At 32.6% G+C, this 12,956-nt stretch carries 10 protein-coding genes; 9 read left to right on the forward strand and 1 reads right to left on the reverse strand.

Annotated elements, in window-relative coordinates; genetic code table 11:
- Positions 1 to 65: 65 nt before the first annotated feature.
- The 7 genes from GXK57_RS15820 (at position 66) to GXK57_RS15850 (ending at position 9,355) form a co-directional block, all read left to right on the forward strand.
- Positions 66 to 1,766 (forward strand): molecular chaperone HscC, encoded by a 1,701-nt coding sequence (locus tag GXK57_RS15820; RefSeq protein WP_160678252.1) that lies wholly within the window; start codon positions 66 to 68, stop codon positions 1,764 to 1,766.
- Complete coding sequence (locus GXK57_RS15825) at positions 1,767 to 4,325, forward strand: tetratricopeptide repeat protein (RefSeq protein ID WP_160678254.1); 2,559 nt, start codon at positions 1,767 to 1,769, stop codon at positions 4,323 to 4,325.
- Positions 4,326 to 4,775: 450 nt separating this feature from the next.
- A complete protein-coding gene (locus GXK57_RS15830; protein WP_160678256.1) occupies positions 4,776 to 5,738 on the forward strand; it encodes an ABC transporter substrate-binding protein in 963 nt (320 codons plus the stop codon).
- Between the two features lie 19 nt (positions 5,739 to 5,757).
- Positions 5,758 to 6,765 (forward strand): iron ABC transporter permease, encoded by a 1,008-nt coding sequence (locus tag GXK57_RS15835; protein WP_160678258.1) that lies wholly within the window; start codon positions 5,758 to 5,760, stop codon positions 6,763 to 6,765.
- Entirely contained in the window at positions 6,758 to 7,780 is a 1,023-nt protein-coding gene (locus tag GXK57_RS15840) for an iron ABC transporter permease (RefSeq protein WP_243156454.1), read from the forward strand. Before GXK57_RS15835 ends, GXK57_RS15840 begins: the two co-directional genes overlap by 8 nt.
- Before the next feature lie 15 nt (positions 7,781 to 7,795).
- Positions 7,796 to 8,575, forward strand: a complete 780-nt coding sequence (locus tag GXK57_RS15845) for an ABC transporter ATP-binding protein (protein WP_160678260.1) — start codon at positions 7,796 to 7,798, stop codon at positions 8,573 to 8,575.
- A 30-nt stretch (positions 8,576 to 8,605) separates the two neighbouring features.
- Positions 8,606 to 9,355: an alpha/beta hydrolase-fold protein gene (locus GXK57_RS15850; protein WP_160678262.1), complete on the forward strand. Its 750-nt coding sequence runs from the start codon at positions 8,606 to 8,608 to the stop codon at positions 9,353 to 9,355.
- Between the two features lie 157 nt (positions 9,356 to 9,512).
- Here the strand turns inward: GXK57_RS15850 and GXK57_RS15855 are convergent, their stop codons facing one another.
- Entirely contained in the window at positions 9,513 to 10,589 is a 1,077-nt protein-coding gene (locus tag GXK57_RS15855) for a PTS sugar transporter subunit IIC (RefSeq protein WP_160678264.1), read from the reverse strand.
- A gap of 722 nt (positions 10,590 to 11,311) precedes the next feature.
- Here GXK57_RS15855 and GXK57_RS15860 point away from each other — a divergent pair.
- Together GXK57_RS15860 and GXK57_RS15865 are read left to right on the forward strand one after the other, a co-directional pair.
- Entirely contained in the window at positions 11,312 to 11,650 is a 339-nt protein-coding gene (locus tag GXK57_RS15860) for a PadR family transcriptional regulator (RefSeq protein WP_160678266.1), read from the forward strand.
- 1 nt (position 11,651) lies between these two features.
- Positions 11,652 to 12,593: a permease prefix domain 1-containing protein gene (locus GXK57_RS15865; RefSeq protein ID WP_160678268.1), complete on the forward strand. Its 942-nt coding sequence runs from the start codon at positions 11,652 to 11,654 to the stop codon at positions 12,591 to 12,593.
- Positions 12,594 to 12,956 lie beyond the last annotated feature (363 nt).

A 12,956-nucleotide genomic window follows, 5' to 3' on the forward strand; every position in this document is an offset into this window, starting at 1 on the left:
ATTTACAATATTCAACTATATAAAATGATTAAGACTTAATAATTAATAAATTGAGGTAGATATATATGATTAACATAGGTATTGATCTAGGCACTACTAATAGTCTAGTGTCATATTGGACGGAACAGGGTCCGGTAATTATTCCGAATTCTTTAGGTGAGAGACTGACTCCTTCAGTAGTAAGTGTGGATGATAATGGAGAGATTTTGGTAGGACAAATCGCTAAGGAGAGACAGATATCCCATCCAGAAAGTAGTGCTTCTGTATTTAAAAGAAACATGGGAAGCAAGAAGGTATATAAGCTTTTAGATAAGGAGTTTTTACCGGAAGAGTTATCAGCACTTATATTAAGGTCTTTGAAGGAAGATGCTGAGAGATTTTTGGGTATTCCAGTAACAGAAGCTGTTATAAGTGTACCAGCATACTTCAGTGATAGTCAAAGAAAGGCAACTCAGAGAGCTGGGGAGCTTGCTGGACTTAGAGTAGAAAGACTTGTGACTGAACCTACTGCAGCAGCACTTGCTTATGGTCTGCATCATACTAAATCTGATACTAAGTTTCTAGTATTTGACCTAGGTGGAGGTACCTTTGATGTATCCATACTTGAGTTATTCAACAACATAATGGAAGTTAGAGCAGTTGCCGGAGATAACTACTTAGGGGGAGAAGACTTCACAGAGGCATTGGCTGCTATGTTTTTGAAACACCATAACAAAAAGAGTGATGAAATAAATGAAAAGGAGTATTCCTTATTAAAGAAGGAAGCAGAGGTTGGGAAAAGAGCCTTTTCTGAGAGTAGGGTAGTGACCTTAAGTTCAAAAATAGATGGTGAGTTATTAGAATGTGAAGTTTCCCTTGATGACTATGAAAAGTCAGTAAAGGGACTTTTAAATAGACTTAGAGAGCCGGTGGAAAGAGCTTTAAGTGATGCTTCCTTAAGAATAAGTGATATAGATTCAATTTTACTAGTGGGCGGAGCAACAAAACTGCCTACAATAAGAAGCTTTGTAAGTAAGTTGTTTGGAAAGTTAGCTTATATAAACATAAATCCTGATGAAGTAGTTGCCTTAGGAGCAGGAGTTCAAGCAGCGCTAAAAGGAAAGAATGCTGCCTTTAAGGAAATAATACTTACGGATGTATGTCCATACACACTTGGTACTACTGTATCCGTTAGAAAGGCTCATGGACATTATGAAAGTGGACACTTCCTTCCAATTATTGAAAGGAATACTACAATACCAGTAAGTAAAGTTGAAAGGTTATATACGGTTTATGACAATCAAAAGGTAATAAATGTGGAGATACTTCAAGGGGAATCTCGTTTATCTAAGGATAATATTTATCTTGGAGAGCTCAATATATCAGTGCCCGCAGCATCGGCAGGTACTGAAGCTATAGATGTTAGATATACCTATGACATTAATGGAATATTAGAGGTAGAAGTAACGGTGGTATCAACGGGAACAAAGAAAACTGTAGTTATAGAAAAGAATCCAGGTCATATGACTAAGGAGGAAATAGCTACAAGAATGGAAGCCTTGGCAAGCCTTAAAATACATCCTAGAGAAAATCATGAAAATAAGCTAATAATAACTAGAGGAGAGAGGTTATTTGAGGAAAACTTAGGAGATGCAAGACAAGAGATTGGAAGGCTTATAAGAGAGTTTGAAGAGATTCTAGAGAGACAAGATCCGAAAGAGATTAAGGACGCAAGAATACGTGTAAAGAACATATTTGATTCAATAGATACTAAGGGGGATTTTTAGATGGATTGTTTTGAGGTTCTAGGTATTGAAAAGACAGAGAATATTAATGAGATAAGAAGGGCTTATTCAAGTCTTTTAACAAAGTATTCGCCAGAACAAGATCCAGAAGGTTTCAAAAAGCTAAGAGCAGCCTATGAGGAGGCCTGTAGTATAGCAAAAGAGGCAGAAAGTGAAGTTAAACAAGAATTATCGCCAGTAGATGAATTCATGGAAGAATTTAAAGCATGCTATAAAGACTTTGAAAAAAGACTTAATAGTGAATATTGGACAGAATTATTAGAAAAAGATATATGCTATAACATAGATACTGCTTCAGAAATTAGCAATAAAGTTTTAACTTTTCTAATGGACAATTATAACTTTCCCAATCAGGTTTGGAAGTTGTTTGATAGTTATTTTTCCTGGACTTCAAAGAAAGATAATCTATATAAAGATTTTCCTAAGAATTTTATTGATTTTGTCATATATAAGATTGATAAAGGAAGTACCTTTCGCTATGACTATCTAAAAGATTGTATACCAGGACAAGAAGATGAGTTCATCTCTAGATATAATAAGGTCTCAAATGCCTTAGACGATTATGATTTATATACTGCTTGTAAAAATATAGCTTCAGCTAAGGAGATTTGCCCTAATCATCCAGATCTTAGTATATTGGAAGCTAGATATTATATGCAAAATGGAAGGCTAAATGAAGCAAAGGAGTTACTTTCTCAGGTAATAGCAAAAGATGAAAAGGACATTGAGGGATACTTCTATAGAGCTGAGATTAGTAATAGAGTTGGAGAGCTAAAGGAAGCTTATGATGACTATACTAAGGTTCTAGAAATAAAATCAGACGATGTTGGAGCCTTATATGCATTAGGAAAATGTTGTATAAATCTAAATAAGTATGAGGAAGCTGTTAAGCATTTAGAAAAGGTAGATGAAATATATCAATATAGAAATGACATAAATATAATACTAACTTCTGCTTATAATTTTTATATAGAGGATATATTGACTAAGCTAAAGGAAGACAATCTAAATCAAGTTTTAAGATATAGACTTGCTGAAGCATATTTTAAAACTTCAAAAACAGAGGAAAGTTATGATATCTTAAAGGATTTAAGGCAGGAAAACTGTTTTACAGAAGATATGTACTGCCTTCTTTGTCAGGTTTTGATTAAACTGAACAATGAAGAACTGGCATACACCACTGTTTGTGAAGGGGTAGATATATATAGAGACAACTACGAACTTAACTTTTTAAAAGCAGATATGTTAGACAGATTTGGCAAATATGAAGAGGCTCTTGATCAATATGATAGAGCAATAAGTATAAAGAATGATAGCTGTGCTGCATATAACAATAAGGCTTATGTTTTTAATATTTTAAGAAATTATAATGAAGCTCTAAAGTGTGCAGATAAGGCTATAGAGTTAGATCCACATATGGCTCATGCCTACAAGAATAAAGCGGAAGCTCTTTTAGGCCTAGAGCTTTATGAAGACTGCTTTGAGGCTTGTAACCTAGCCCTTAATAAATATCAATATCTTCTTGAAGCTTATATCATAAAAATAAAAGCCTTTACTGCTGTGAGTTTATATGATGAAGCTTTGGACACTTATAATAAAGCCAGTGATCTAGGCTTCAGGGATAGTAAGTTATATCACTGTAAAGCAAGAGTTCTGATGAAATTACGCAGATATGAGGAAGCAGCAGATTACTGTGATTATGCCCTTGAGCTAGACGAAAATAATGATGAATACTACTACTTAAAAGGTTTATGCTACTACTACATCGATAAGTATGAGGAAGCTATAAATGCTTTTGATAAGGCAATTGAGATTAATGTTAATAATGGAGGTTCTTATTATTACAAGGTTCAGTGTCTTCTAAGTGGATCTAGAGAAGAGGAAGCTTTAAACTTATTAAACACAGTGCTTGAACTTCAAGATATTCAGTTTAAAGATAGTTTTTATGAATTAAAAGGCAATATTATGGAGAGAAGAAATGACTATAATCAGGCTCTTGATTTATATAAAAAGGCCATAACTAGTGACCCTAACTATGCACCATATTATTATGCTGCAGGTCATATATTTAATGAGTTAGAAAACTACGAAGAGGCTCTTAGATACTTCTATAAATCCATAGAATTAGATCCAGACCAGAGAAATTGCTATGTAAATATAAGTTATTCCTTGTATTGCCTAGGTAAATATGAAGCTTGTATAGAGAACTGCAATAAGGCTTTAGAAATTGATCCAGATTATGTGGTGGCTCATCAAAATAAAGGTTGGTCTTACTATAAACTTCAAAGAATAGCAGAAGCAGAAAAAGAATGCAGCTTAGCTTTAAAGTTAGATGGTAACAACTTGGATATACTTTTATTAAAGCTTAGACTTCTTAACTACAAAGGGCTTTATCAAGAGGCTTTGCTGGTTTGTGATAGAATGCTAGAGATAGATAATCACAATACTTCAGCTATGGAAGCTAAACAGGAATTGATGAAAAAGATTAGTGGAGAGAGTAACCAAAAGAAAGGGTTATTCAAATCTCTGTTTAATAAATAATATCTCTATTAAAGCGCTGTTTTGAAACTAGGTGCTAAGCACCAGATGCTTTAATGAGGCTACTAAATAAATTATTATATAGAAAATAGACTGCATCAGAGTATTAGAAATCTGAGGTAGTCTATTTTTTTATATTTATAGTTGCCATGGTAAAATACTGTGTTGAAATTCAGTGGTCAGTCATCCGATGCTTAGATGGTTTTGCGCTAATAGCTCGCTCATATACATCCCCTTCACAACCACTGAATTTCAACAATATTATTAAGTATATTCTTAAAGTTTTTATGGTAAATACAGCTACTTATTCAATTAAAAAGGATGTAAGGAAATAAAAATAAAACATTGACAAAAAAAACACATGTAGTATATAATTTCTATTGAAAATCATTATCAATATCAATGGGACGAATACATAAAAATTAAATTTAATATATTTAGGGGGAACTTTTAATGAAGAAAAAATTTTTAACACTTACTTTGTCAATGGTTATGGCAGTTGGATTAGTAGCATGTACAAATGCAAAGCAGGATAGTACTAAATCAGAAAGTACAAAAAGTGTTGAAGAAAAAGCAGATAAGAAGTTAACTTACTTGGGAAAAGACTACACTATATCATCTAAAAGCAATAAATTAGTCATAACAGGAAGCCTAGAATCTATGGAAGATGCACTTCTATTAGGTGTAGAGCCAGCTGGAGCCATATCTGTTGGAGGAAAGTTCCCTGATATTTTCAAGTCTATTACAGCAAGTTCTAAGTCTATTGGAGAGAAGACACAACCCAATGTAGAAACAATATTATCTCTAAAACCAAATGTTATTTTAGGAACTGATAAGTTCCCAGCTGAAACTTTAGAGAAATTAAACAAAGTAGCACCTACAATACCTGTATCCCATATAGCAACTGACTGGGAAGCCAACTTATTATTGCTTGGACAGCTAAGTGACAAGGAAGATAAAGCAAAAGAATTAATAGAAAAATATAAATCAGATGTAAAAGCTTCAAAAGAAAAGCTTGCAGATAAATTGAAGGATAAGAAGGTTATTTCTGTGAGAATAAGACAAGGAAATATATCTATATATCCTCAGAATGTATTCTTAAATCCTGTACTTTACAGTGATTTAGGACTAGCCGTTCCAGCGGAAGTTAAGGCTGCAAAGGCTCAAGAAGCTATATCTCTAGAAAAGTTTTCAGAGCTTAATCCAGACTATATATTCCTACAATTTTCACAAGACGAAAACAAAGATAAGCCAAAGGCTTTAGAAGATTTACAAAACAACCCTATATGGAATAGCATAAATGCTGTAAAGAATGGCAAGGTTATTATAAATGCTGTAGATCCATTAGCACAAGGAGGTACTGCTTGGAGCAAAATTAACTTCTTAAAAGCCGTAACTGAAGAATTAGCTAAGTAGACAGGAGATAGGTTTTAGTATGGAAAAAAGATCTTATGGGCCCATGGTTATTCTAAGTATTTCACCCATAGTAATAGCTATAATAATAGTATTATCCATACTTTATGGAGCAAAGGATATTAATCTTTCAACAGTAAGAGATGCATTTACTCATTTTGATGCAGGGAATGTAAATCATCAAATAATAATGTACTCTAGAGTGCCAAGGGTGATAACTGCACTATTAGTTGGTGCCTTACTAGCTGTTTCAGGAGCCTTAATGCAAGGGATGACAAGGAATTACCTTGCATCTCCTGCAATAATGGGTGTTTCTGACGGGTCTGTATTTGCTATTACTATATGTATGATATTCTTCCCTAACACGTCTTCAATTGCTCTTATAATATATTCTTTTATGGGATCTGCCATAGGAACTTTAGTTGTATTCGGATTAGCTTCTATTACTCCTAATGGTATGTCACCAGTTAGGCTGGCAATCATAGGAACTATAATCGGAACTTTCTTCAATAGTATATCAGCAGCTTTAGCTTCCTACTTTCAGATCTCTCAAAACATTAGTTTTTGGTACAATGCTAGGTTGAATTTGGTTACCCCTGATAAATTAAAGCTTATGGTACCTTTTGCTGTAATAGGCTTGGTACTAGCTTTAATTATGTCAAAATCAATAACCATACTATCATTAGGTGAGGAAGTAGCAATAAGCTTAGGACAACAGACAAAACTAGTAAAGGCTGTTACTATGCTGGTTGTGGTTATATTAACAGGCACAGCTGTGGCCTTTGTTGGGAAAATTGCTTTTATAGGTTTAATCGTTCCTCATATAATAAGATTCTTTGTAGGAAGTGATTACAAATGGATAGTTCCTTGTTCTGCTGTTTTTGGAGCTGCTTTCTTAGCGCTTTCAGATGTAATTAGCAGATTCTTAAATTATCCCTTTGAAACACCAATAGGGGTTGTGACTTCCTTGATAGGAGTACCTTTCTTCTTATACTTAGCAAGGACTAGAGGAGGGCGTAACAGTGGTTAAGAAGTTATTTAGAGGACAACTATTTATTTCTACAGTAATTATAGCTTTAATAATAGTTGCTATGTATTTTAGCCTTACTAATGGAAGTTATGACTTGTCTGTAAAAGATGTGGTAAGCACTATTTTTAGAATAAATACTAATTCAGATAGTGACTTAGTGATTTTTCAGTTTAGACTTCCAAGAATCATAATTGCAGTTCTAGTTGGGTTTGGGCTGGGTATTGCCGGTACTGTGATTCAAGGTATAACTAAAAATGGCTTAGCAGATCCAGGAGTAGTTGGTATAAATTCTGGTGCAGGTGTAGCTATTGTAGCCTTTATTTTTTTATTTCAAGGAAAGTTTATCAATGAGAACTGGTACTCTATCTTTGTTATGCCACTATTCGGGCTTATTGGAGGCATATTAGCCTCAGCTCTTATATATATTTTTTCTTGGAAAAACGGAAGGTTAGATATGCAGAGGCTTATCTTAGTTGGAATAGCTATAAGCTCAGGGTTTGGAGCAATTTCTTTATACATCTCCTTAAAAATGAATCCATCGGATTTTGAGGCAGCTACTGTTTGGATAAATGGAAGTATTTCTAATGCTAACTGGAGATACATAACCGCTATTATTCCATGGATAATTATTTTAGTACCTATAATAGTGAGAAAGGCATTTATTTTAGATTTGTTTCAGCTTGAAGAGGACAGTATAAAGAGCTTAGGAGTTTCAGTTGAAAAAGAAAAGATAATATTATTATTGGCAGCAGTAGGTATAGTAAGTGCATGTGTTTCTGTATCTGGAAATATTGGATTTGTAGGATTACTAGCTCCTCATATAGCAAAGGCTCTTGTTGGAATAAAACATAAATCAGTTGTTATAATATCAGGGCTTATAGGAGCACTTTTAGTAGTTGCAGCAGATTTTGTGGCAAGAACTATTTTTTCGCCAGCAGAGCTTTCTGTGGGGATAGTTATATCTATCATTGGAATACCTTATTTTGTTTATTTATTGTTTAAAGCCAAGGCTTAGTAGGAGATTTAAGATATGAGTATATTAAAAGCTGAACATCTTGAGGTAAGATATGAAAACTTTAAGGTGTTTGAAGATATTAGTTTAGATATAGAAGAAGGTAAGATAACTACTATAATTGGACCTAATGGATGTGGTAAGTCCACATTGCTAAAAACTTTAGGAAGAATAATAAAAGCCTTTAAAGGGGCAGTTTATATAGAAGATGAAAGTATGAGTGGTTTACATACAAAAGAAATTGCTAAAAAATTGACTTTACTACCTCAGAATCCAGTAGCTCCACCGGAACTTAAGGTTGAAGAGTTAGTAGCTTATGGAAGATTTCCTCATTCGAAGAAGCTTGGAAAACTTACTGATAAAGATAAAGCTATAATTGATTGGGCCATAGATATAACTAAAATCTCAGACCTTAGAGATAGAGAAATAGGGAATCTATCAGGAGGGCAAAGACAAAAGGTTTGGCTAGCCATGGCTCTAGCCCAAGAAACAAAAATTATATTGCTAGATGAACCCACAACATATTTAGATATGGCTCATCAACTAGAGGTATTAAAGATTGTAGAAAATTTAAATAAAGAGCAAAACTGTACAGTAGTTATGGTGCTACATGATATAAATCATGCTGCTAGATTTTCTCACAATATCATTGCTATGAAAAATGGAAAGATAATAGCAAGTGGACAACCAAAGGAAATAATAACAAAAGATATATTGAGAAGAGTATTTAATATAGAAGCTAAAATCATGGAGGATGAAGGCATACCAGTGTGCTATGGATATGACAGTTCTATATAAAATTAAGAAGGTTATGGGGTGATGTGGTAGATGAATGGAAGAGTAGTAGAGGAGATATTTGAAAATAGGCAGCTTACTATTTATATACCACTTTCCTATTCAAGATCAAATATTAAACTTCCAGTACTATATGTTCAGGATGGGAAAAAATTATTTTATAGAGATGCTAATGTGTTAGAGGAATTGGAAAGTTATTTTGAAGCCGGTAAATCAAGAGAAGTAATTATAGTAGGTATTGAAAGTAATAATAGGATTGATGAGTATACTCCTTGGAAGGCAAAGGCATTAGATTCTAAATTTAAAGACTTTGGCGGCAAGGGTAAAGAGTATTTGGATTTTATATTAAGAGATTTAAAACCCTATATAGAAGAAAAATATGATACATCTACAAGTTATGAAGATTGTGGTATATTAGGTGCATCTCTTGGTGGACTTATCTCCTTGTATGCTGCCTATTCATATCCTAAGCAATTCGGTAAAATAGGGGCAATCTCACCTTCTCTTTGGTATGAGGGCTTCCTTGAATTTATGAAGGAGAAAAAGCTAGCAACAGAAAATAGAAAAATGTATTTAGATGTTGGAAGTAAAGAAGGAATTGGCAAAAGTTCTGTACAAAAATATATGGTGCAGAATATAAAGATAGCTTACGACATTCTTAATGCTAAAGGTTTTACAGAAGCAAGCTTAAAATTTCTCATTGAAGAAGAAGCTGTTCATAATGAAGATATGTTTAGAAAGAGATTTGCTTATGCTGTTAGCTGGCTTTATAAAAAATATTAAAAAAGTATTATAAAGTGGTGTAATATAATTTTTAAATCATATAAGCAAAAAATCGCAAAGAGATTAACTTTGCGATTTTATCTTTATTATGGACTTTCAGTTTGTTAAGTTCATAGAGAAAAATATGATTCCATATTATATGGTATGACAACTATGCCTATTGGATATCCAAATGCATATCACCTTTTTTAATAAGTCCAGATTTTTTCATTGTAAGATAAATTGGAAGAATTATAGCTGATGGAATTATAACACCAGTAAATACAAAGATTAAGATTCCTTTAACTCCTTGGTTAGCAATTATATTAAGCGGAGCTATAAGTGAGTTGAGCCCAAGTCCTGCTAGTTCATAACTAGAGGAGAATTTGAATAAAACTGTAGCTATTGGTGCAGCTATTATCGAGGCTATAAAAGTAGGTATTATAATCTTTGGATTTTTTATTATGTTTGGAAACTGTACCTTTGGAGTTATAAGTCCTTGAGCTATGTTTGTACCAGCTTCATTTTCTCTGAAGGACATAAGTGTAAAGCCAACGAACTGAACTGTACATCCTATAAGTGCAGCTGCGCTGGATACAGGATCTAGCTTAAGTGCAATAGCTATAGCTGCAGAGGATGCTGGTGTCATAAGTAGAATGCTCCAAGCAAGAGAAACCAAAGCGGAGCCTATAAATGGTGATATCTTAACTGAGTATGCAATTTGTGCACTGAGCCAATTTAAAGCCGGAGTAGTAACAGCAGCAAGTCCAAGACCAGAAATACCACCTACAACAACAGCAGCAAAAGGTATTGCCATCATATCAAGACGAGTTTTTCCTGCTACAGCTTTACCAACAAATATAGCTACTAAGGCAGCCACCACTGCACTTATAGGTTGACCTGACACAAATATAAGTCCTGCAGGAGTAATCTTTACTGCATTTGCTCCTACTGTTGACGCAATCATCGAACTAAATATTATTAGAGTATTGCCACCAAGCTGATAAGCCACTCCAGCACCTATAGCTGGTGCAAGCATTGATTTTGCAATGGTTCCTATGCCGATAAAGGCTGGCCAGTGAATGAATTTACCTATAGTTTCACATAAAAGTCCTATTCCAAGCATAACAAGTACTGCATTTGCAATTCCTGTTGCTGCTTTATATGCCAAATCTTTTGCAGATTCTTTTGTCTCTTCTGGTACAAGAGTTTCTTCGTATGTTACATCGGTTAAATTTGATTTTGTGCTTTCCATAAAAAATTGCCCCTTTCAAATAAATAAAATAAAAATCATTAATACAAATAAAAAGATAAATAAAAAAATCCTTTGCCCTTATAAAAACATAAGGGCGAAGGATTATATTCGCGGTACCACCTTAATTACAACAAAAAAGTTGTATCTCAAATCAGTTCAAATATGTATAATTACATACTTAAAACCTAGCCTTTATATCGGAGGCAAACGTCTAAGTTTACTATAATTTCAACTTAAAAGCTCTGGAGTGATAGGATAATATTCTTACTAACACCAACTCTCAGCATCCATTGGTTCTCTGTAATTAGCACATTAAATATTACAATGTTTCTACAGTTATAGAAGCATTATCTCCGTCATTGCATTTATCATATTATCAGTATTTTTATATAGTATAACCTCATATTATTAACATGTCTATGGTTTTATTGAATAAATGATAAAAATAAAGTTTTAAATCAATATATTTTGTAATTGATAATGAGCTCGATTACATTATAGGAAAAAAGAATAATTTGGCAATGAAGTGTTAACCACTTAATTTCAATAATATTCTAAATATAATCAAATTTTAAAGTTATTATAAAGCGTTAATTATAAAAGGAGTAGAAGATTTTTGAAAAAAGTACTTTACATTATAAAGTACCTTTGGTTATAATGAGGAAGTACCTTATATTATGAAGTACTTTAAATAATGAATATGTATTGAAAGGAGGATAATTGTGGATTTTGATAAAGAGATATTAAAAGGTTATATAGATATGATGATATTATCTGTACTTAATGAAAAAGACATGTATGGATACGAGATTGCAAAAAGAATAAGAGAAATATCGAATATAGATTATGAGATTAAAGAAGCTACTTTATATGTATCACTTAAGAGATTGGAAAAGAAGCAGTGTTTAGAAGGATATTGGAATGACAATGAAGCTACTGGCGGAGGGAGAAGGAGATATTACAGAATTACAGAAGTGGGACGAGAGTTTTTTAAATATAGGGTTGGAGAGTGGAATATCTTAAAAATGCTTGTAGATAATTTTGTGAGGGAGGATAAGTAACTTGAATATTGATAAGTATGTAGAGAAGGTATATAAGAATTTTGATGGTAGTAATGAAGAAGTACAGATTTTGAAAGAAGAAATGAAGGCTCATCTTTATGATAGTGTAAAAGATCTAAGGTCTCAAGGTTATAGTGAAAAAGAGAGTTTTAGTATAGCTATAAAAAATTTTGGAGATGAGGATACTTTTTATAGCGAACTGCAAGATATAATGGCGAAGCAGAAAACATTTACGAATATGCTAATAAAAACAGCGGTGGTAGTATTTGTAATTGGTGCAGTAGTATGGATAGGTGGACTTATTGCACAGAAAAACTTTATAAATGAATATGAAAAAAATAGATTAGTTAATGGCAGTGATATACTTAACAAAATACAATGTTACATAGAGAATAAAGTTGTGCTAACTGAAGATGATAAGTCTAAAATAAATAAATGGTTAGATGGATATAATGAAGAAAATTATAATGGATTATATTATTTAGATATAACCAATGGTGGAAAGAGCTTTTATCACTACGAAAAGAAAGTATCAGAGGAACTAATAAGAAATTCAGGAGAATGTGTATCAGGTAACAATAAAAATGGTTGGTCTGTCCATAGTAAACAAACAGATATAGATTCATTGATAGCTGAACATAATGATGGCCTGAGAAGATCATTAGAAGACTATACTGAATCTTGGCATTATAAGCTTAAAAATACAGGCTTCTGGTTAATTACTTTATCTTGGTTGCTGGCAGTTATGCACTATACTCAAAAGTTCATACTTGAAAAGGGGAGTATTACAAAATTGCTAGTAATACTTTGCTTGGAAACTCTTATAATGTTCGCTACCTTTACTTTTTATAAGGAGATTATAATACTAAGCCTATTAGCATTTATAATTTTAAATCAGTTTATGTTTAAAGAGAGTATGCATAAAAAAGTAGCTGTTTTTTAGATTGAGCAAGATAGAAAATTTAATTAATTAACCATTTATTATCAAATTTGAAATCATATGTTCACATTTATGCTTTATTATATAGATATAAAATATTATTACAGATCCCTAAGTTTTATCAGTTGAATTTACAGAGTTCGGCTGATTTTTTTTTGAGTTAAAATAATTAGGAGTTCCTATATGTAAACTTAATTTATACTCCTTGGAAAATTGCCAGTTCTAAGGATTTTTAGCCATGTATAAATTAATAATTGCAGTAGGAACTATTTAATTATATAAATATAACAATAAAACTTCTTATATTGTTAAGAATAAATAAATATAAGAAGTTAAAAAGTTAAGAATTTATTGGAATAATGCGGG

This window comes from Clostridium sp. C8-1-8 (assembly GCF_009928445.1).
In the GTDB taxonomy this organism is placed as follows: Bacteria; Bacillota; Clostridia; order Clostridiales; family Clostridiaceae; genus Clostridium_AR.

What these genes read in the sequence shown, in the direction of transcription:
- GXK57_RS15820 (WP_160678252.1), top strand. Translation starts at nt 66, where the DNA reads ATGATTAACATAGGTATTGATCTAGGCACTACTAATAGTCTAGTGTCA.
- GXK57_RS15825 (WP_160678254.1), top strand. Translation starts at nt 1,767, where the DNA reads ATGGATTGTTTTGAGGTTCTAGGTATTGAAAAGACAGAGAATATTAAT.
- GXK57_RS15830 (WP_160678256.1), top strand. Translation starts at nt 4,776, where the DNA reads ATGAAGAAAAAATTTTTAACACTTACTTTGTCAATGGTTATGGCAGTT.
- GXK57_RS15835 (WP_160678258.1), top strand. Translation starts at nt 5,758, where the DNA reads ATGGAAAAAAGATCTTATGGGCCCATGGTTATTCTAAGTATTTCACCC.
- GXK57_RS15845 (WP_160678260.1), top strand. Translation starts at nt 7,796, where the DNA reads ATGAGTATATTAAAAGCTGAACATCTTGAGGTAAGATATGAAAACTTT.
- GXK57_RS15850 (WP_160678262.1), top strand. Translation starts at nt 8,606, where the DNA reads ATGAATGGAAGAGTAGTAGAGGAGATATTTGAAAATAGGCAGCTTACT.
- GXK57_RS15855 (WP_160678264.1), bottom strand. Translation starts at nt 10,589, where the DNA reads ATGGAAAGCACAAAATCAAATTTAACCGATGTAACATACGAAGAAACT.